Source organism: Arthrobacter sp. Cza30 (genome assembly GCF_059090765.1).
This window is the reverse complement of the sequence record NZ_JBNHGA010000008.1, coordinates 159,255-179,234: the sequence shown is the minus strand read 5'-3', so window position 1 is coordinate 179,234 and position 19,980 is coordinate 159,255. Positions and strand designations below refer to the sequence as shown.

Annotated in this window: 18 protein-coding genes and 1 pseudogene; 10 read left to right on the top strand and 9 right to left on the bottom strand. The window is 68.4% G+C overall.

Translation table 11 applies throughout. The features are described from left to right. Positions 1–162: 162 nt before the first annotated feature. On the top strand, positions 163–1,059 hold the full coding sequence (gene purU, locus AC5RVZ_RS25610) for a formyltetrahydrofolate deformylase (protein ID WP_494068441.1): 897 nt from the start codon (positions 163–165) through the stop codon (positions 1,057–1,059). A gap of 78 nt (positions 1,060–1,137) precedes the next feature. Here purU and AC5RVZ_RS25605 read toward each other — a convergent pair whose 3' ends face one another. From AC5RVZ_RS25605 to AC5RVZ_RS25595, 3 genes and pseudogenes are all read right to left on the bottom strand, one after another. Beyond that, positions 1,138–1,986, bottom strand: coding sequence for a hypothetical protein (locus AC5RVZ_RS25605; protein WP_494068440.1), 849 nt, complete (start codon positions 1,984–1,986; stop codon positions 1,138–1,140). Between the two features lie 151 nt (positions 1,987–2,137). Then, a pseudogene (locus AC5RVZ_RS25600) lies at positions 2,138–2,476 on the bottom strand (aminomethyl transferase family protein); the annotation flags it as partial. A gap of 73 nt (positions 2,477–2,549) precedes the next feature. Next, a complete protein-coding gene (locus AC5RVZ_RS25595) occupies positions 2,550–4,220 on the bottom strand; it encodes a CocE/NonD family hydrolase (RefSeq protein WP_494068439.1) in 1,671 nt (556 codons plus the stop codon). Between the two features lie 233 nt (positions 4,221–4,453). Between AC5RVZ_RS25595 and AC5RVZ_RS25590 the strand changes: the two genes are divergently transcribed. Genes AC5RVZ_RS25590 through AC5RVZ_RS25570 form a run of 5 tightly spaced genes read left to right on the top strand, consistent with a single transcriptional unit; the run spans position 4,454 to position 9,181 of the window. Then, positions 4,454–5,221, top strand: a complete 768-nt coding sequence (locus AC5RVZ_RS25590; RefSeq protein WP_494068438.1) for an ABC transporter ATP-binding protein — start codon at positions 4,454–4,456, stop codon at positions 5,219–5,221. Next, a complete protein-coding gene (locus AC5RVZ_RS25585) occupies positions 5,218–5,931 on the top strand; it encodes an ABC transporter ATP-binding protein (protein ID WP_494068437.1) in 714 nt (237 codons plus the stop codon). The genes AC5RVZ_RS25590 and AC5RVZ_RS25585 overlap by 4 nt, the downstream gene beginning before the upstream one ends. Positions 5,932–5,934: 3 nt before the next feature. After that, the gene (locus AC5RVZ_RS25580) at positions 5,935–6,819 is read left to right on the top strand and encodes a branched-chain amino acid ABC transporter permease (protein ID WP_493977056.1); all 885 of its coding nucleotides are present in this window, start codon (positions 5,935–5,937) and stop codon (positions 6,817–6,819) included. Continuing rightward, positions 6,816–7,847, top strand: coding sequence for a branched-chain amino acid ABC transporter permease (locus AC5RVZ_RS25575; RefSeq protein WP_494068436.1), 1,032 nt, complete (start codon positions 6,816–6,818; stop codon positions 7,845–7,847). The genes AC5RVZ_RS25580 and AC5RVZ_RS25575 overlap by 4 nt, the downstream gene beginning before the upstream one ends. A gap of 59 nt (positions 7,848–7,906) precedes the next feature. Beyond that, a complete protein-coding gene (locus tag AC5RVZ_RS25570; RefSeq protein ID WP_494068435.1) occupies positions 7,907–9,181 on the top strand; it encodes an ABC transporter substrate-binding protein in 1,275 nt (424 codons plus the stop codon). A 92-nt stretch (positions 9,182–9,273) separates the two neighbouring features. On the opposite strand, the gene AC5RVZ_RS25565 is transcribed toward AC5RVZ_RS25570, so the two are convergent. Next, entirely contained in the window at positions 9,274–9,663 is a 390-nt protein-coding gene (locus AC5RVZ_RS25565) for a hypothetical protein (RefSeq protein ID WP_494068434.1), read from the bottom strand. A gap of 660 nt (positions 9,664–10,323) precedes the next feature. Here AC5RVZ_RS25565 and AC5RVZ_RS25560 point away from each other — a divergent pair. Next, positions 10,324–11,100, top strand: coding sequence for a VOC family protein (locus tag AC5RVZ_RS25560; protein ID WP_494068433.1), 777 nt, complete (start codon positions 10,324–10,326; stop codon positions 11,098–11,100). Positions 11,101–11,157: 57 nt separating this feature from the next. Here AC5RVZ_RS25560 and AC5RVZ_RS25555 read toward each other — a convergent pair whose 3' ends face one another. Both AC5RVZ_RS25555 and AC5RVZ_RS25550 read right to left on the bottom strand, forming a co-directional pair. Next, positions 11,158–12,876, bottom strand: a complete 1,719-nt coding sequence (locus AC5RVZ_RS25555) for an amidase (protein WP_494068432.1) — start codon at positions 12,874–12,876, stop codon at positions 11,158–11,160. Beyond that, positions 12,873–13,919 carry an agmatine deiminase family protein gene (locus tag AC5RVZ_RS25550; RefSeq protein WP_494068431.1) on the bottom strand — a complete coding sequence of 349 codons (1,047 nt, stop codon included), beginning with the start codon at positions 13,917–13,919 and terminating at the stop codon, positions 12,873–12,875. The genes AC5RVZ_RS25555 and AC5RVZ_RS25550 overlap by 4 nt, the downstream gene beginning before the upstream one ends. Before the next feature lie 98 nt (positions 13,920–14,017). Here AC5RVZ_RS25550 and AC5RVZ_RS25545 point away from each other — a divergent pair, with 98 nt between their 5' ends. Beyond that, positions 14,018–14,662 carry a TetR/AcrR family transcriptional regulator gene (locus AC5RVZ_RS25545; RefSeq protein ID WP_494068430.1) on the top strand — a complete coding sequence of 215 codons (645 nt, stop codon included), beginning with the start codon at positions 14,018–14,020 and terminating at the stop codon, positions 14,660–14,662. Between the two features lie 86 nt (positions 14,663–14,748). Here the strand turns inward: AC5RVZ_RS25545 and AC5RVZ_RS25540 are convergent, their stop codons facing one another. Together AC5RVZ_RS25540 and AC5RVZ_RS25535 are read right to left on the bottom strand one after the other, a co-directional pair. Next, positions 14,749–15,153, bottom strand: a complete 405-nt coding sequence (locus tag AC5RVZ_RS25540; protein WP_494068429.1) for a VOC family protein — start codon at positions 15,151–15,153, stop codon at positions 14,749–14,751. 9 nt (positions 15,154–15,162) lie between these two features. Beyond that, positions 15,163–15,603 (bottom strand): helix-turn-helix transcriptional regulator, encoded by a 441-nt coding sequence (locus tag AC5RVZ_RS25535; protein ID WP_494068428.1) that lies wholly within the window; start codon positions 15,601–15,603, stop codon positions 15,163–15,165. Between the two features lie 297 nt (positions 15,604–15,900). Here AC5RVZ_RS25535 and AC5RVZ_RS25530 point away from each other — a divergent pair, with 297 nt between their 5' ends. Beyond that, the gene (locus AC5RVZ_RS25530; protein WP_494068427.1) at positions 15,901–17,097 is read left to right on the top strand and encodes a M14 family zinc carboxypeptidase; all 1,197 of its coding nucleotides are present in this window, start codon (positions 15,901–15,903) and stop codon (positions 17,095–17,097) included. Between the two features lie 251 nt (positions 17,098–17,348). Further along, complete coding sequence (locus tag AC5RVZ_RS25525) at positions 17,349–18,005, top strand: TMEM175 family protein (RefSeq protein ID WP_494068426.1); 657 nt, start codon at positions 17,349–17,351, stop codon at positions 18,003–18,005. Between the two features lie 146 nt (positions 18,006–18,151). Here the strand turns inward: AC5RVZ_RS25525 and AC5RVZ_RS25520 are convergent, their stop codons facing one another. After that, a complete protein-coding gene (locus tag AC5RVZ_RS25520; protein ID WP_494068425.1) occupies positions 18,152–19,825 on the bottom strand; it encodes a ribonuclease J in 1,674 nt (557 codons plus the stop codon). Positions 19,826–19,980 lie beyond the last annotated feature (155 nt).

The window sequence follows — 19,980 nt, the reverse complement described above, 5'->3', positions numbered from 1 at the left end:
GGGAAGTCAACCACCGGGAACCAGAATCGTCAACAATTCTGGTTTCATTTCCCGCGGGCGCCGCCAGACCGGCAAAATATGCCCTACCCACCAGGAGCCTCCGGGTCCCGGGCCTGCTAAATTGTTGGCAACAAACTGCGAGCCCTCGGAAGGCAGGGCGCCATGACTACCTACCCGCAGAAGCCCCCGGCAGGAGCGCCCTCGGCAGAAGACCAGGGGCGGTTGATCGTTCAGGGCACCGACCGGCCGGGCATCGTCGCCAGCGTTTCCACCCTGCTGACCGAGGCCGGCGCCAACATCGTCTCGCTGGATCAGCACTCGACCAATCCCGAAGGCGGCCGGTTTTTCCAACGGACGGTTTTCCATCTGCCCCATCTGACGGCCCGGGTGGAGCAGTTGGCGCACAGCCTGGAGCAGCAGCTGTCCGGCGACCCGGACCTGTCGTGGCGGCTGGTGGAAGTCAGCCGGCAGAAGCGCGTGGCGATCTTCGTGTCTAAGTCCGACCACTGCGTGCTGGACTTGCTCTGGCGGCAGCGGCGGGGCGAGCTGCCGGTGAGCATCGCCATGGTCGTCTCCAACCATCCCGATCTCAGCTCCGATGTCCGCCAGTTCGGGATCCCCTACTTCCACGTGCCGGTGGACAAGGACGACAAGGCCGCGGCCGAGAGGCGCCACTTGGAGCTGCTGAAGGGCAACGTGGACCTGGTGGTCCTGGCTCGGTACATGCAGATCATCTCGCCCGGCTTCCTGGAGGAGGTGGGCGTCCCGGTGATCAACATCCACCACTCGTTCCTCCCCGCCTTCATCGGCGCGGCGCCCTACCGCAAGGCCAAGGAACGCGGCGTCAAACTCATCGGGGCCACGGCCCACTACGTCACGGAAGACTTGGATGAGGGGCCCATCATCGACCAGGACGTCATCCGGGTCTCGCACGGCGACTCCGCCGAGGACCTCGCCCGGCTGGGCGCCGACGTGGAACGCAGCGTACTGTCCCGCGCGGTGATGGCCCACTGCGAGGACCGGGTGCTGAGCGACGGCAACAGCACCATCGTGTTCTAGCAGGCGGCGGCGCCTCCGGGCCACGTTGCTGCCGCCGCCGCTGGCCCGTCGATCGCGGCGCGGCCGCGCGCCCGGGGGTCAGGAGCGGTAGGTCTTCCGCGCGAAGTCGGCGTACGGCACCGGGGCGACCGTCGCCCGGATCTCCACCTGGCGGTGCGGCTCGACCTGGGGCTTGCGGGTATTGGGCTCCTCGCCCCAGAGCACGGTGACTTCCGTGCCCGATGCGCTGTGCCGCTTCTCCACGGTGGCCAGCGAGAGGAAGGCCTGCTCGTTGGCCGCATAGCCGCAGTCGAAGGACAGCCCGGCGGGTTCCCCGCCTGCCAGCACCTGGTCCACCTGGTAGAACGCGTAGCGGGCCTTGGGCATGTCGAAGTACTTGGCCGGTAGCCCGTCCTCGCCGAGCGACCTGAACACGCCGGCCACGTCGTCGCTGTCCCAGACCAGGGTGACCTTTTCGCGGACCGGGTCCTCCCGCATCCGCTCCAAGGCGCTCCGGCCCAGGAAGTCATGGTCGAAGGAGACCACGCGGCCGTAGTTCAGGTCCCACGGCGTCAGGTAGTAATCCTCGATGTTTGGAGAGGCGAAGCTGCCGCCGAGCGACCCGGCGGCCGCGAGCGGCAGCCACTTCCGGTAGTCGGCGAGCCGGTCCCCGCTGAAGATGGCGGGCACGGGCGTCGGCACCCATCCGGAGCCGAGCGGGGAGGTGGAATAGGCCTTGGCTCCCACTTGGCGCAGGTCAAGCTCTTCGCCCGCCTCGAGGATGGCCTGGCGGACGCGTTCGCCCTCCTTCCACGGGCCGAAGATCTCGAATCCGGCCTGGCCGGCAATGCCGTGCCGGATCGCCCGGACCCGGCAGCCGGCGATCCTGAAGCCGGTCATGTGGAAGAACTTCACGTCGGGGACCGGTCCACCGGTGAGCTTCTCCACCAGCGGAAGCGCCTGCGGCCCCTGCAGCTCGTACCGGTAGATCTTCGGGTTGCCGGTCCGGACCAGGGAGTTGCCGTCGCGCTCGGCGGTGGCGTCGTAGCCGGAACTGCACCCAGTCCACGACCATGTGGTGGCCCACCAGGTTGAAGCTGCCCTCGGCCAGGCAGGCCAGGATGGCGTCACCGATCAGGTGGCCGTCCTCGTTGACGGCGACGAACTGCTTCGCGGTGTCCGGCCGGAAGTTGGCGAAGTTGTTCACGCCCAGGTCGCTGAGCAGCTTCAGTGCGTCGGGCCCGTCGAGGAACAGGTCGGTCATGTGGTGGGACTGGTCCAGCAGGGCGACGGACCGGTCCCAGGCCCGTTGCTCCGACCGCCAGTTGGTGAACTCCGGCTGGATTGGAAAGACGATGGGCGGCGCGGGCAGGTTCCGCAGCAGCTCCACCGGGTTGCCGGTGCGCTGGATGGCAGCTTCGAGGTTTTCGGCAGGCATGTCGTTCTCCGTTCGGTGATCTGGTTCTTCGGCCGGCCGCCGGTTCGCGCGGCCCGGGCAGCGGCCGTTTCGTTTAGCAGGGGGTTTCGGCGAACACCGGGATCACCAGGTGCGAGGCGGACTGCCCGCCGGTGTGGATGCGGTGCTCCCCGCGGTTGACGGAGTCCTCGTGCCGGGCGTAGAGGTCGGGCTTGGGGTAGCGCATGACGTCGGATCCCTGGACCACCAGGACCAGGGTGTCCCCGGCCTCGAAGCGGGTACCGGAGGGCAGGATCTCGACCTCCAGCCGGACCGGGCCGTCCTGGGGCAGCGGCAGGGCCCGCCGGTGGGCCAGCACCGGGAGGTAATCGGTGGAGCGGTCCGGATCGAGTTCGCGGTGGGAGGCGCGCTGCCAGCCCACGGCGACGGGGCCGTCGTCGAAAATGGCGTAGTAGGGGAACCCGACCACCGTGCCGTCCCGGTCCTTCTTAAACAGCGCCACGAAGACGTCCAGGTCCCCGGCGTCCGGGGCAGACAGGAAGAGCACGGCCTTGGCGTGGCCCACGAGCATGGCCTCCTCGCGGAAGGCGAGGCTGAATTCCGCCCGGTGCGGCCGCAGCCCGCTGCCCAGTGAGTCGTAGCCGGCGGCGCCTTCTGCGGCGGGCGGCTCGTCCGTGAGCGAGCCGGCCGCGGCATCGAGGTAAAGGGTGCGGTACCGGGTCTGCGGCGCCGGCCAATCCGCGGCAGTGTAGGTGCTCCCCTCGTAGAAGCGGTCCCGCACCTCCAGCCGCACCCGCGGCCAGTCCGCCAGGCCGCCGTCCCGCCCGTGGAGGAAGTGGTCGAAGAAGGCCCGCTGCTGCTCCACCATGCCGGGGCGGTAGTACTCGGCCCACTTCTTCCGGCCGTGCACGTACAGCCATTTCTCCTCGGAGGCGATCCGGCGGAAGCCCTCCAGCGTCCCCCGCGTGTGCAGCCCCTGGTCCGACCAGCTGGCGACGACGAACGCCGGCACGGTGACCTTCTCGAGGTCGGCGCTCTTGGACTCCCAGAACGCGTCGTAGAACGGATGCGCGGCCGTTTCGGCTTCCAGGTCTTCGATGGGGCCGGTGGCGTAGCCCCAGCGTTCCCAGATGTAGGGCCAAAACCACGTTTCCGGGATGCCGCCGTGCCGCGCCACTTCCCGATAGGTATCGGTCCAGCCTTCCCAGGGGTTGATCGCGGCCAGGTGCGGCGGGTTCAGCTCCGCCACGCGCCACTGGGACACGGTCAGGTAGGAGACGCCGGACAGTCCGACCTTGCCGTTGCTCCATGCCTGCCCACCGGCCCACTCGATCAGGTCGTAGAAGTCCCTGGCTTCCTCCGGAGAGCAGTAGGTGGCCGCGCCCTCCGAGTACCAGGTGCCCGGAATGTCGGCCACGACGACGGCGTAGCCGTACGGCACCCAGTAGGCGGGGTCCGGCGCCTCGAAGGTCGTCAGTTCGCTGGTGTATCCGGCCCGCACCCCGCTGGTGGGGCGGACGACGCCCAGCTGCTCGGTGATGTGCTTTCCGTACGGCGACCAGCTGACCAGCGGGGCGGCGGGCTCCGCGCCGTCGGGCCGGTAGACATCCACGCGGATCACCGCGCCGGACGAGGCGGCCACGGCGACGTCCCGCTCGATGACCATGCCGGGCAGATGTTCGGTCCGCGGCTGGGGCGGACGGCCGCCGCGCTCTTCCGGAGCGTGACGGTGCCCCCTGAACAGATACGGGATGGAGCCAGACATCGTGTCCGCCTTTCCGCAGTCCAGCCGTGGCCGCCGCCGAACGCGCGCTGTTTCGCCTGCCCCGCGGCGGGCCATAACGTTCGCATCACGACCTTGACATGAGATAGATCACATCGTTAGCTTCAATGTCAACATTCTTGTTAGCACCACCGGCCAGCGGCGCCGGAATCGAGCAGTCTCCCGCCTCCAGGAAGCGTTGTATCCATGTGGCGAATGGCAGAGAGTGTGCGGCCATGGCCAGGCTGACCGTTGAGGATGTTTCTCTGCACTTTGGCGGCATCAAGGTGTTGGATTCCGTTTCCTTCGAGGTGGAGCCGTCGACGGTTTTCGGGCTCATCGGCCCCAACGGCGCCGGCAAGACCTCCCTGTTCAACTGCGTCAGCGGGCATTACAAGCCGTCGTCGGGGTCCATCGGCATCGACGGCGCGGACGTCCTCTCCCGGGCACCGTCCGCCCTGGCGCGGATGGGACTGGCCCGCACGTTCCAGCATCCCGCGCTGCAGCTGGACCAAACGGTGCTGGACAATGTGCTCCTCGGCGGCCACTCACGGTTGTCCGGCGGCGCGCTGTCCTGGGCGCTGCGGCTCCCGCACGCCGTCCGCGGCGAGCGCACGCTCCGCCGGCAGGCCCATGACGTGCTGGCGCGGTTGGACCTGGACTGGGCCACCCGCCTGCCGGCGGGCGAGCTCGCCCACGGCTTCCGCAAGCGGGTGGAGTTGTGCCGGGCGCTGCTCAGCCAGCCCAAGCTGCTGCTGCTCGATGAGCCGGCCGCCGGGCTTTCCCACGCCGAAGTCGAAGACCTGATCGGCTGGATCAGGAACCTGCGCGCGGAATTCGAGCTGACCATCGTCGTCGTCGAACATCACATGGGCCTGATTGCCGCGGTGACGGACCGGTTGGCCGTGCTCAACCAGGGGCGGAAGCTGGCGGAGGGCACGGCCGCCGAGGTCCGGCAGGATCCGCGCGTGGTCGAGGCGTACCTCGGGCAGGGGGCGGCGTGACGGGCCTCCTCGAACTCTCCAACGTGCGCGCTTGGTACGGCCGGGCCGTGGCGCTGCACGGCATCAGCTTGAGCGTGGCCGACGGCGGTGCCACCGGCATCCTGGGGGCCAACGGCGCCGGCAAGACCACGACGCTGCGCACCATCAGCGGCCTGGTCAAGACCAGCGGGGACATCACCTTCGACGGCCGCAGGATCACCGGGATGCGGCCCGACCAGGTGGCCCGGCTGGGCATTGCCCACGTGCCGCAGGACCGCGGCACCCTGGCCAACCTCAGCGTGCAGGACAACCTGCTGGTCGGCGCCTACCGGCGCAAGGACCAGCGCGGCGTCGCCGCCGACCGGGACCACTATTTCGACCTCTTCCCGCAGCTCGCGGCGCGGAGCAAGACTCCCGCCGCCGCGCTGTCCGGCGGCGAGCAGCAGATGCTCGCGATCGGCCGCGCCTTCATGTCCGCGCCCAAACTGGTGCTGCTGGACGAGCCGTCCCTGGGGCTGGCGCCCGGCACCGCCGGCCAGGTCTATGAGGCGATCGCGAAACTGCGTACCGAAACGGGGCTGTCCATGGTGGTGGTGGAACAGAACGCCGCCCTGGCCTTCTCCATCGTGGACGAGGCCACTGTCCTGGAAACCGGGCACACCGTGCTGTCCGGGCCGCGCGAAGAGCTCATGGGCATGGACGCCATCCGCAAAGCGTACCTGGGAGGGTGAGCCGTGGATTCACTGTTCCTGCAGCTCATCATCGACGGCCTGGGCAACGGGGCCATCTACGCCGCCCTGGCGCTGGCCATCGTGCTGGTGAACCGGGCCACCGGGCTGATCAATTTTGCGCAGGGGGCCATGGCGGTCTTCTCCACCTTCCTGGCCTGGACCCTGTGGCAGGCAGGCATTCCGCCGGCGCTCGCCATTCCCCTGGCCATCCTGGTCTCCGCGCCGCTGGGCGCCGGGGTGGAGCGCCTGATCATGCGGCGCTTCGAGCGCGGGCTGCCCGATACCGCCATCATCGTCACGGTGGCCCTGCTGGTGCTGTTCACCGGGCTGGCCGGCCTGTTCTGGGGCTACAACTCCCAGCAGTTCCCCTCCCTCTTCCCGCTGGGCACCTTCCAGGTGGCCGGGGCCTTCATCAGCTATCAGTCGCTGGGCAACATCGTGGTGCTGCTGCTGGTGGTGCTGGCGCTGCAGCTGCTGTTCAAGAAAACCAAGCTCGGCCTGGCCCTGCGGGCGGTGGCGGACAACCCGGAGTCCAGCGCGCTCTCGGGCATCCCGGTGGGCCGGCTGCTCATGGTGGGCTGGGCTTTGGCCGCGGTGCTGGGCGCCATCGCGGGCGTGTTGATCGCCCCGAAGGTCTTCTTGTCCCCGCACATGCTGGACCAGGTGCTGGTCTACGCGCTGGCCGCCGCCATCCTCGGCGGCCTCAACAGCCCGCTGGGCGCGGTGGTCGCCGCCGGCCTGATCGGCGTGGTGGAAAACCTGGCCGGGGCCTACATCGGCTTCATCGGCGACGACCTCAAGATCGCCGTGCCGCTGATCGCCATGTTCATCGTGCTGCTGGTCAGGCCCCAGGGCCTCTTCGGGCAGAAGGAGGTGGTGCGGGTATGAGGCGCAAGGTGTTCGCCTCGCGCTGGTTCCGGATCGCCGCCGCCGTCGTCGTCGTGGTGCTGGCGGTCCTGGCGCCGCTGCAGCTGATCCCCTACGTGAACTACCAGCTGACCGTGGTGGCCGCCTTCGCCGTCGCGATCCTGGGGCTCAACCTCGTGACCGGTTACGCTGGGCAGATCTCGCTGGGCCAGAGCGCGTTCGTGGGGCTGGGCGCCTACGTCACCGCGTACGGCGTCACCGAGGGCTGGCCGGTGCTGCTGACCTTCGTGCTCGCCGCCCTGATCCCCGCCGTCGTCGGTTTCCTGGTCGCCCTGCCCGCGGTCCGGCTGCGCGGGGTTTCGCTGGCCATGGTCACCATCTCGCTGCCGATCATCGCGGACCGGCTGGCCAAGCGGCTGGACGATTTCACCGGCGGCTCCGTCGGCATCACGGTGCAGTGGATGAACGCCCCGGACTGGAGCGGCCTGGCCGACGACCAGTGGCGGTACTACGTGGTGCTCGGCATCGCCGCCGTGCTCTTCGTGCTGGCGGCCAACCTGACCCGTGGCCGGATCGGACGGGCCTTCGCCATCGTGCGCGAGAACGAGGCCGTGGCCACCGCGATGGGCGTCTCCAACTACCGGTACAAGGTCCTCGCGTTCACGGTCGCGTCCCTGTATGGCGGGGTCGCGGGCTTCCTCTACCTGGCGGCCGTGCAGTACATGTCCCCGGCGACGCTCAGCTTCGTGGTTTCGATCAACATGCTGGCGGCCATGATCATCGGCGGGTCGGCCAGCATCATGGGCTCCCTGCTCGGCGGAGTCTTCTTCGTTTTCATTCCGGTCCTGGCCGGGCAAATCGACGCCTCGCACACGCCGATCATCTACGGCGCCGCCCTGCTGGTCATCTTGTTCCTGGCCCCGGGCGGGCTGGTGACCCTGCCGTCGCTGCTGCGGCGGATGCGCCGCAGACGCGCGGAGCCCGAGGCCGCCGTCAAGGCTCCCGATACCGGCCCGGAAGTCCATACCCCGACCACCACCGCGATGTGAGCCGGCAGGGGGCCGGCCCACCGATCCAGCACAAGGCCCACAAGGCTAAGGAGAGAACAATGCGAACACGGCATATCGGACGCGGCGCCACGGGTGCCGTGGCCGCCGCGGCAGCCCTCACGCTCGCGCTCAGCGGTTGCGGCCGGGGCGACGGCGGCAACTCGCCCGAGGGCAGCCCGGGCGCTACGGAGGGCGGCGGCGGAGCCGAGCAGGGCATCACCGACACCAGCATCCTGCTCGGCAGCACCACCTCGCTCAGCGGTGTGGCCGGCGCGCCGGGCAGCTGCCTGGTCGCGGGCATGGAGGCCTACTTCGGCGCGGCCAATGCCGACGGCGGCGTGGAATTCGGCGACGGCAAGACGCGCACCGTGGAACTCAAGGCGTACGACGACGCCTACGATCCCGGCCGCGCCGTGGCGAACTTCCGGCAGATGATCGCCGAGGGCGTCTTCGCCAACGTCAACGGCCTGGGCACCCGCACCAACCTGGCCGTCATGCCGGTGGCCACCGAGGAAGAGTTCCCGCAGGTATTCGTGGCCTCCGGAGACTCGGTGTTCAGCGAAGACCCCGAGGCCAACCCGTGGACCATCGGCTGGATGCCCACCTACTACGCCGAAGGCAACTCGTTCGGCAAGTTCCTGGTGGACTCCGGCACGGCCGTCACCGTCGCCGTGCTGGAACAGAACGACGACGCCGGCAACGAGTTCGTCGCCGGGCTTGAGGACGCCATCGAAGGCTCGGAGGTGGAGATCGTCCAGCGGGCCACGTTCGAGCCGGGCGACCCGACCGTGGACGCGCAGATGGCCCAGCTGGCGGACAGCGAGGCCGACGTCTTCTTCTCGGCCAACACGGTGCCGGCGCTGACGGCGTCGTCGATGGTCCGGGCGCAGGACCTTGGCTGGACCCCGTCCATTTTCCTGGCGGCCGTAGCGGCAAACGAGCGGGACGTGCTGGAACCGGGCAATGCCAGTGCCTTCCCGAACGTGTACAGCACCGGCTTCACCAAGCAACCCACGCAGACCGACGACGAGGAAGTGAAGCAGTTCCTGGCGGACATCGAGGAGTACGCCCCGGATACCGCCGACCAGATCATCCCGCACTGCCTCTGGGGCTACGCCACCGCGGCCACCCTCGAGGAGGCGTTCAAGAACATGGCCGAGCCGACCCACGAGGCGCTGATGGAAGCGGTCCGCAACGTCAAGGACTTTGAGCCGCCGCTGCTGCTCGACGGCCTGAGCGTGGACACCACCACCACCATGGCCCCGATCTCCGAGGTGCAGGTCCAGGAACATACGGGCGAGGGGTACGTGCCGGCGGAGTCCTACGCGCCGTAACCCAAATCCGGTGCGCCGGGACAGCACCGGCCGTCTCCGGCGGCCGGCGCTATCCGCTGAACAGGACACGCCACGGACAGGGCGTTTCCCGTTCAACGATGGCGCGGCGTACATGCGATATGCATAAATTCGGTTTGCCTAACCAAACTAATTTGGGGTAGGCTTGTGGTGTCCCACCCGGCGTGGAAGAACCGGGCGCTGAACGTATTTTGGTATGCATCCAACACGTTCTTGGACGAACGCTTGAATTTGTCGAAAAGGAGTATTGATTGGCGGTTAGCTTCTCTCAGAATCAGTTTGGACCCCTTGATGAAGCGCTGATGCGAACACGGTCGGAGAAGCGGTTCAGAACGCCCTTCGAAGCCGCGTTCCTGGCGCAACTGTCGCCGGGCGATGCACCAGGCACAGTCTTTGGGCAGTACAACAAGGGGCCAAGCGGCGAGGAAGTTGGTCAAGAATTCAACGGTGTCGAGCTGGCGCATCCCGGGCGTTTCTTGCGGCAGCCTCGGGCGAGGACTGCGTCGCATTAAGCAGTGCTTTTGCCGACGGATGGATCACCCGGGCAGCCAAGCCCGCTGGGAGTTCGACCGCTTGGCCCTGCCTGCCTGAGCGCCACCGGCAAACCCAGCGATGTGCCCGGTACCCCCAGGTGTGACCCGTCCACGCCGAGCAGTCGACAGGGCACCGCGGGTACGGAGCGTGACTCCCTTCTGTGACCAGACCGAGTCAGGAGAGGATGCTTATGAACGGAACGGATGCGGTGGCTACTTCCATCCCCGAGGACCCCGTGGGGCAACTGAACTACGCGATGCAACTGGTCGGCCAAACGCTCGTGGGAACCCTCATCGCGGTTGGTACAGTCCACCTCTTGAGTGCACTTCTCGTGCTGACAGTCGCCGGAAGGGGGCGACCCTTCATCCGGATAGGTCTCACAGCCGCGGCGCTACTGATCCCTGTACTGGGCCCTGTGGCGGCAGTGATGGTCCTGTGGGACAGGATGGGCGGCAGCCCCCACCGGCGCCGACCGCAATATATCCGAAACGCTAAGAGCGCCTAGGCCGCTAAATTCGTTGCCGCCGCAGTCGGCCCCCGAGTAGGCTCGCGCTTGTCTCCACCACGCACCCTTTGAACAGGAGCCAGCCATGCCCAAACCCACCCTCGCCCCCGGCGCACCCTGCTGGGTGGACCTGATGACCTCCGATCCGGAGAGAGCCGAGCAGTTCTACACCGAGCTGTTCGGCTGGAGCTACGAGACCGGCGACCAGGAGAAGTACGGCGGCTACATCATGGCCTTCAAGGACGGCCATGCCGTTGCGGGCATCATGCAGAGCCAGCAGGCGGGAACCCCGGACACGTGGACCACCTACCTGCGCGTGGACGACATCGACACCACCACCAGCATTGCCGCGGCCCACGGCGGCCAGGTCTACGTTGAACCGATGGAGGTTCCCGAACAGGGCAAGATGGGCATGCTCGCCGACCCCGGAGGGGCCGCCGTCGGCCTCTGGGAGTTCGCCGGGCATACCGGCTACGAGCTGGCCGCCGAGCCTGGCTCCCCCGCCTGGCACGAACTCTTCACCCGCGACTACCCCGCCACCGTGAAGTTCTACCAGGACGTCTTCGGCTGGGACACCGACGTCATGAGCGACACCGACGAGTTCCGCTACACCACGCTCGGCTCCGGCGACACCGCGGCGGCCGGCATCATGGACGCCGGGGCCTGGCTGCCCGAGGGCGTCCCGGCGCACTGGCGCATCTACTTCGCCGTCGAGAATGCCGACGCGGCCGTTGAAAAGGCCGCGGCCCTGGGCGGGAGCGTGGTCCAGCCCGCCGAAGACACGTCCTTCGGCCGCGTCGCCACCCTGACCGACCCGACCGGCGCCATGTTCCTCGTGGTCCAGGAACTGCCGCACGCATAGCCCTCGGGATGGCGGCCCGCCCATCACGTGCGGTCCGCTCAGGAGCCGGTCCGGCCGTTAGCCCAGCCGCGGGGTCCGGGGCGGCTCCGTGCGGCGGGCGCCGGTCGCCTCGAAGGCGGCCGCCACGGCCAGCAGGGCGTTGTCGTCGTAGGCCCGCCCCGCGAAGGTGAGTCCCACGGGCATGCCGATGTCCGCCGTCGTGCCCATGGGCACGGTGACGGTGGGAATGCCCAGGTGGCGCGGGACGAGGTTCCCGTTGGCCACCCAGACGCCGTTGCGCCAGCCGAGGTCTGCCGAGGCCTGGTTGACGTCCATGTCCGCGGGGCCGATGTCCGCCACCGCCGGGAAGACGACGGCGTCCAGCGCGTGGTGGTCCAGCCAGGCCTCCAGGTCCACCCGGCGGGTTTCCTCGAGCCCCCGCAGCCCCTCCTCCAGATGGGGGATCTCGGTGAACGAGGCCACGCCGTGTTCCCGCACGTGCGCCGGGTAGGCGGCGATGTCGTCGAAATCGTCGAAGGGGTCCGGCAGGGCTCCGGGCGGGTGCGGGAAAATCTTTGCCCCGTCCACGTCGGCCAGGGTCCGAAGCGCCGGGTCCCCGTTGGCGGCGAGGAAGTCATCCCACGCCCGCGCCGAGAGATCCATGATTTCCCGCCGCAGGTACTCCGGGCTGACCAGGCCGCGGGTGCCGATTTTCGGGGTACCGTGCCGGTCGCCCTCGTAGTTGGAGACGACCGGGAAATCCACGGGAACCACCTCCGCGCCCGCGGCCTCGAGGTCGCGGCGGGCAGCTTCCCACAGCTCGATGACGGAGGCCCGGGTCTCGATCCGCTGCCCGGTGGCACCGCCGATGCCGGGGTCTTCGCCGGTGCCGGCATCGGGGTCGGCGTTGATGTACATGCGGGGCACGCCGAACCGTTTTCCCTGCAGCGCGTCGCGTGCCTGCTGCAGTCCGCGGGGAGCCAGCGCCGGGTAGGAGGCGGGCCGGATTGACGAGGCGGCTGGGAGGGGCACCCAGGGCTGCAGGCGCCAGAAGTCGCCGCGGGTTTCGGGGTCGTCCGCCACGACCACGTCCAGCACTTCCAGCAGGTCGGCCATGGTCCGAGTGTGCGGCACCACCACGTCCATGGTGGGAACCAGCGGCCAGTTGCCCCGCACCGAGATGATGCCGCGCGACGGGGTGTAGGCACACAACGCGTTGTTCGATGCGGGCGCCCTGCCGCTGGACCAGGTTTCCTCGCCGAGCCCGAAGGCGGCGAAGCTTGCCGCCGTAGCGGTTCCGGAGCCGTTGGATGAGCCGGAGCCGAAGGCGGCCGTCAGGAAGTCGGCGTTGTAGGGGCTTTCGGCGCGCCCGTAGAGACCGCGCTGCATGCCCCCGTTGGCCATCGGCGGCATGTTGGTGAGTCCCAAGAGCACCGCCCCTGCCGCGCGCAGCCGTTCGATGGCGAAGGCGTCGCGCCGGGCCACCAAGTGCTCGAAGGCGGGCGAGCCCGCGGCGGCGGTGAGGCCTTCGGCCAGGTAGCTGTCCTTCGCCGTGTAGGGGATGCCGTCCAGCGGTCCCACGGCTTCGCCGCGGGAACGCCGCCGGTCGGATGCGCGGGCGTCCGCGAGCGCCTCGGGATTCATGACGACGACGGCGTTCAGCCGGATGCCGCCGTGGTCGTAGGCGGCGATGCGGTCCAGATAGGCCTGCGTGAGTTCCTCGCTGGTCGCCTGCCCCGTGTGCAGCGCCTCGCGCAGCTGGGCAATCGAGGCCTCCACCACGTCGATCCGGCTCATGCCGCCGCCTTCGCGCCGGGCTTGGGTTGCTGCTGCGTGATGCAGTGGATCCCGCCGCCGCGGGCCAGTATCGGCCGCGCGTCCACCGTGACCAGGCGGCGGCCGGGGTAGGCCTCGGCAAGGATTTCGGCCGCCAGCGCATCGGCGCGTTCCTCGCCGTAGCCGCAGGCGATCACGCCGCCGTTGACCACCAGGTGGTTGACGTAGCTCCAGTCGACGAACCCCTCGTCGTCCTCGAGGGTGTCCGGGGCGGGCAGCTCGATGATGTCGAATGGCTTGCCCGCCGCGTCGACCTGGGTCTCGAAAAAGGACCGCAGGGACCGGCTGACCTCGAAGTCGGGGTGTGCCGGGTTGTTTTGCATGTGCAGCAGGATCCGTCCGGGCGAGGGCAGGGCGGCCACCATGTCTATGTGCCCGCGCGTGCCCAGGTCCTCGTAGTCACGGGTCAGTCCCCGGGGCACCCACACCGTATGCGTGGCGCCCAGCGTGCGGGCCAGTTCCGCCTCCACCCGCCCCTTGTCCGCATACGGATTTCGATCGGGGTCGAGCTGCACGGTCTCGGTCACCAGCACGGTGCCCTCGCCGTCGACGTGGATGGCGCCGCCTTCGTTCACCAGCAGGGACGTGACGAGTTCGGCGTCGGCCTGCGCGGCGACGAAGGTTCCGATGCCCCGGCTCTTCTCCCACTCGGCCCAGGCCGGCGCGCCCCAGCCGTTGAAGGTCCAGTCCACCGCTCCGAGGACGTCCGGCCGCTCGTCGTCGATCACGAAGGTCGGCCCGATGTCGCGCATCCAGAACTCATCCAGCGGCGCCTCGATCCGGTCGATGCCGCTGTCCAGCATGCGGCCGGCGCGCTCCCGCTCCGTCGGGTCCACCACCATGGCGACCGGTTCGAACTCCGCGACGGCATGCGCCACCGCGGCCCAGGCGCCGTACACTTCCTCGGCCGACGCCGCGTCCGCGCCCAGCGTCAGCCCGGCCCGCGGGAACGCCATCCAGGTGCGCTCGTGGGAATCGGTTTCCGCCGGCATTCTCCAAGCCACACAGGCCTCCGTCTCGTGAGGAACAGCAAGGGCCGTCCGGCCTGCCTTGTTGATCGCGTGATCAATAATGCAGCGAAATTACTCTAGACTGATCTGTGATGTCAAGCACACCCAAACGCACCCCGCGCAAGGCGCCCGCCGAGCGCGGCGCGGAAATCGCCGAAGCGGCCCGGGCGATCGGGCTCGAGCAGGGCCTTTCCGCGATCACGCTGCGCAACGTGGCGGGCAGGGCCGGCGTGGCCCCGGGCCTGGTGGCGCACTACCACCCCACCATCGATGTCCTGGTGGCCGGCGCCTTTACGTCCATCGTCGCCGCGGAAATCGATGAGGTGTCGGCCATGGTGGCGGCCAGGCCCACGCCGCAGCAGGGCCTTGGGCTGCTGCTCGACACGCTCCTGGACGACCGCCGGCTGGATGTGACGGCGGTGTGGGTGGAAGCGTGGTCCCTGGGCCGCCGGAACGAGGCGCTGGCGGTCAGCGTGCGCGCCCAGATGGATGCGTGGCAGGCGGTGATCCGGGAGTTGCTTGAGGCGGGCGTCGCCGCCGGCGAGTTCACCACGCCGGACGCGGAAACCGTGGCCTGGCAGGTTCTGGGCATGATCGACGGGCTGAATGCCCAGGGGCTGGTGCGCTGGAACGGGGTCAGCGACCGGCACACCCACCTCGCCCGCGCAGTGGAAGTGATGGTCGGAGCGGCGCCGTCGTCGCTGTTGCCCCACCCGGCGCCCGCCGCGGACAAGTGACGCGCGGACGCATGCCAAGGTGCGGGACGACGGCGGAGGCTCGCCTTGGCAGGTGAGCGGCCGCCGTCGTTATTTTGGGATTCGATTCACTTGTTTTGGTTGATGCGGATCATGTTGCCCGAGGGGTCCCGGACGGCGCAGTCGCGCGGTCCCCACGGCTGGTCCATGGGCTCCTGCAGGACCTCGGCCCCGATGGACACCAGCCGTTCGAAGGCGGCGTCCAGGTCATCCGTGCGGAACACGAGCATGGGCAGTACGCCCTTGACCAGCAGCTCCTGCAGCTGGTCGCCGTCGGCCTGCGAGCGCCCGGCGTGGGGTGCGGACAACACCAGCTCCAGTTCGGGTTGGTCGGGACTGCCCATGGTAATCCAGTGGAAGCCGTCGTTGGCGACGTCGTTGCGGACCTCAAGCCCGAGGCCGTCGCGGTAGAACGGGATGGATTCCGCAGGATCGTTGACCGTGATGTTGCAGTACTGAAGTGAAATAGTCATGCGGCCAAGCTACGCCCGGGCCGGCGCGGCCGCTTCTTCGATCCTGCTCGATCTCGGGTCCACGGGCCGGGTGAGCAGCTTCGCGATGCACGGCGGCATGGCCTCCGCCGCCGGATGCTCCCGGGCCCGATAGGCGCTGGGGGTTTCGCCCACCAGCTGGCTGAACCGCGTGCTGAACGATCCCAGCGACGTACAGCCCACCTCCATGCACGCGTCCGTGACGCTCGCGCCTGCGCGGAGCAGCGCCATCGCGCGCTCAATCCGGCGGGTCATCAGGTAGTTGTAGGGCGTCTCCCCGTACGCGGCCTTGAAGCGGCGCGAAAAATGTGCCGGCGACATCAGCGCCTTCGCCGCCATCGTCGGCACATCGAGCGGCCGGGCAAAGTCCCGGTCGATCAGGTCCCGCGCACGGCGCAAATGCGCCAGGTTGGCCAGCTCCTCAGGAGTCACACGTTGAGGTTAGCCCCTGCCCGCATCGGCGGGTAGCCGTGCCGGCGGCGGCCGGCGGCCGCCGCGTGCTTTCCCGACCCCCGGATGGCAGCTATGGCGGGCCGTTGGCCGTTTGACGTCGCGGCCGGCAATTACCGGGTGACAGTCCGCGATCCGCCCCTCCACTCTGGCGCAATCCCGGGACCCCCGGCTAGCGTCTCGTTACCGGCAGTTCCCTCGAGCTGCCGATTCCGCCAGCGCAGCCGCAGTAGCCGGCTGCGCTGGCGCATGAATCGCTCAACCTGTGGAGGACATGCAGTGAAGCACCAGCCCAAGAGCAGCATCAACGTCAGTTCGGCCAAGCCCCGGCGCTACCGCAGCCTGGCCGCTGCGGCGGCCCTCGCCGTCGTCATTCCGTTCAGCGCCGCAACCCCTGTTCTTGCGGATGCCAACTTCCCCTCTCCCGAGGGCAACACCAGTACCGCCAGCATTCTGACCTACGACGACCTGGTGAAGGAGCTGCAGAAGCTGGAAAAGAACAGCCGCTTCGGTGTGGACGCCTTCACGCTCGAGGAGGCCGGCACGCAGGTCAACAAGTCCGAGCAGGGCCGCGACCTCTGGGTGGCCACCGTCGGCACCGGCGCCGAGCACGTGTGGATCCAGGGCCGCATCCACGGCAACGAACCTTACGGCACCGAGTCGATCCTGGCGCTGCTGAAGGACCTGGGCACCAACGGTTCGACGGACTATCAGCTGCTGCGCGAGAAGTTCACCTTCCACTTCATCCCGATGTACAACCCGGACGGGTCAGAGGCCAACATCCGCCACACCGTGCTCTGGGACCAGGCCGCCGATCTGCCGGAGTTCGGCGCCAACGGGCGGGAACAGCGGATAGACCTGAACCGGGACTGGACGCCCAACGGATTCGTGGCCGACGAGTCGCTGGCCTTCTACGAGTACTGGACCGACGTGAAGCCGGCCTATGCCGTGGACATCCACCACCAGGGCCTGAAGAAGGAATGGGGCACCGGCGACGATGTCACGCTGTCGCTGGGCATCTCGCTCGCCCCGGGCGGCCCGACCCTGCCCGGAATCGAAGGCGGGGCCTACGACGAGCTGACCCGCCAGATGCACGTGCACGTCTATGACGAACTGTCCAAGTACGGATCCATCAACATGGACCGTTACCAGGTGGGCAACGGCCTGGAAATCGACATCAAGGGCGGCGTGGTGTCGGCGATGATGCTGGGGCTGGACTACCAGGGGATGAACCCGGAGGGGCACTCCAACCCGGTGGTCTTCTTCGAAACCTCCGGCAACACCTCAGACGGCAGCCTGGGCCAGAAGGCCCGCGGCAAGAGCGTCAGGCAGAACGTGCTCGCCATGAAGGAACTGCTGCTGGGCCTGGCCACCGGCGAAGTCCAGCAGGAGGACGCCGACCGCTGGAAGGAGATCCCGCATCAGCCGGTCACCGGCTACAACACCGACTACGCCGGGACCATCCCCGTCCCGTAGCCGGCCTCGCCAGCAGTGGCGCAGCGTTTCCGGCGCTGCGCCACTGCGCCACCAACGACGGCGGTGCGCACGCCAGCGGGCCGCGTTCCCGCCCCAGGGGGTGCGCCGCCGTCGCAACGCCCATTGCCATGCGTCCACGGTTGCGCCACGCTGATCCCGTGGCACAACCCCGGGACGGCGAACCGCCCGCACACGGCGCGCCTCCCAAAGATTCCGCGGAACGTTCCGAGCAGCCGGAGCGAAACTCCGCCATGTTGGCCCGGGAGTCCAGCGAATTTGACCGAGGCATCGGCTTTTACGACGTCATTTACGGATTCGCCATCACGCTGCTGATCACCAACCTGGATGCTCCGTCGGCGGAGGCGTGGCAAGACCTCCGGTCGCTGGCACGCTCCGGCCTGGTGCATCAGCTTGCCGGTTTCGCCCTGAGCTTCGTGGTGATCGCCGTGTTCTGGCGGATGAACCTCCGCCTGATTAAACGGCTCGCGGCTCTTGATTCCGCAACGACGACGGCGAACCTGGTGGCTGCCTCATTCGTCATCCTGATTCCGTTCACCACGCAGGGCATCAGCGACCCCGAGACATCGTCCTTGGCACTCTCGACCGTGCTGTACGCTGCCAACCTTGCCCTGGCTGCCCTGGCACAGCTGGCCATGTTCGAGATCGCCCGCAGGAACCGTCTCGAGATCGAGCCGATGAACCGCAGGCAGCATCGGGCGTTCGTGCTCGATTCCCTCGTCCCGCCGCTGGTTTTCGCCGTGTCGATTCCGGTGGCCTTCGCCGCGGGCGGGACGGCGGGAAAGCTCACCTGGGCCTCGCTCATTGTGCTGGGGCCGCTTTCGGGCAGGCTCGCCGCGCGGGGAAGCCGGCGGCCGACGGCTGGTTCACGGCTGAGGGTGCGCCGGTGACCATGAATTCCTACACGGTGCAGCGGAACCCGCCGCCCCTCGGCCAGTGAGCGGGAGGCAGGAGCGCTCCTTAAAAGGTGGAGGGACGGACGGGCTTGCGCCCGTGTCCGTCCCTCTCGGCTTCTTCGCTGTGGCGAACGGGCCGGTTACGCCTCCACGATGATGACCGTGACCACGGGCTTGCGCCGCAGCGCGCGGTCGGACCAGCGGATCAGGGCCTGGGCGATCGCCTTCTCGGCGTCCGGGCCGGTCTTGTCGCCGCGCAGTTGCATCAGCGTCTTCTCGACGATGCCGGTGGCCTTCTCCAGCTGCTCGATCGCCGGGGCGAAGCCGACCGGGAAGAACTCCGGCTCTTCCTCCAGCCGCCCGGTGTCCGGGTTGACGATCAGCAGCGCGGTGACGGCGCCATCTTCGGCCAGCCGCAGCCGGTCCTGCAGGGAGGCTTCGGTGGCCGCGCCGGCCACCATGTTCTCCACGTAGACGTAGTCGGCGGCGATCTGGCCGGAAACCCGTGCCACGCCGTCCTTCAGGTCCACCACTATGCCGTCTTCGCCGATCAGCGCGCGCTTCGGGTCCACGCCGGTGCGGACGGCCAGTTCGGCGTTGGCCTTCAGGTGGCGGTGCTCGCCGTGGACGGGGAGCACGTTCTTCGGCCGGACCAGGTTGTAGCAGTAGACCAGCTCGCCGGCGGAGGCGTGGCCGGAGACGTGGACCTTCGCGTTGCCCTTGTGCACCACGTTGGCGCCGCGCTTGGTGAGGTCGTTGATCAACCGGTAAATGGAGGATTCGTTGCCCGGCACCAGCGAGGAGGCCAGCAGTACGGTGTCGCCCTCGGTCAGGTCGATCATGTGGTCGCCGCCGGCCATGCGGGCCAGCGCCGCCATCGGCTCGCCCTGGGAGCCGGTGCAGATCAGCACGGCCTTGGTGGGCGGCAGCTTCTCCAGTTCCTTGAAGTCCACCAGCACCCCGCGCGGGATGTTCAGGTAGCCGAGCTCGCGCGCCGTCGTCATGTTGCGCACCATGGACCGGCCCACGAAGGCGACCTTGCGGCCGTACTTGTGTGCCACGTCGATGACCTGCTGGATGCGGTGCACGTGGCTGGCGAAACTGGAGACGATCACGCGGCGCGGGGCGGTGCGCATGACCGTATCGATGGCCGGCACCAGATCGGCCTCGGCGGCGAGGAAACCGGGAACTTCGGCGTTGGTGGAATCCGGCAGGAACAGGTCCACGCCTTCGTCGCCCAGCCGCGCGAACCCGGCCAGGTCGGTGATCCGGCGGTCCAGCGGGAACTGGTCCATCTTGAAGTCGCCGGTTGCCAGCACCAGCCCGGCCCCGGTGCGGATGGCTACGGCCAGTCCGTCCGGAATGGAGTGGTTGACGGCCAGGAACTCCAGGTCGAACGGACCGAACTTCTTCCGGTCGCCCTCCTTGACCTGCACCATCTTGGCGTTCAGGCGGTGTTCCTGCAGCTTGGTCTTCACGAAGGCCAGCGTCAGCTTCGCGGAGATCACGGGGATGTCGGCGCGTTCCTTCAGCAGGTACGGCACGCCGCCAATGTGGTCCTCGTGCCCGTGGGTGAGGACAATGCCGACGACGTCGTTGAGGCGTTCGCGGATGTAGGAGAAGTCGGGCAGGATCAGGTCCACGCCCGGGTGCTGCTCCTCGGGGAACAAGACGCCGCAGTCCACGATCAGCAGCTTGCCGCCGAACTCGAACACCGTCATGTTCCGGCCGATTTCGCCCAGTCCGCCCAAGGGGACTATGCGCAAGGCGTCCTTGGCGAGTTTCGGAGGAGTCTGCAACGGCTTGGTGTTCATGGATTCCGATCTATGGTGCGGTGTGTTGCCGGGCATCAACGCCCGAAGCCGGAGTTGCCGGCACTGAAGTCTTAGGTGGCCGATGCGCCCGAAGCGCTTCGACGGCGTTCCGCGCAGCGGGTGCGGACGGAAAGCATACTTCTCCCGACTTTACC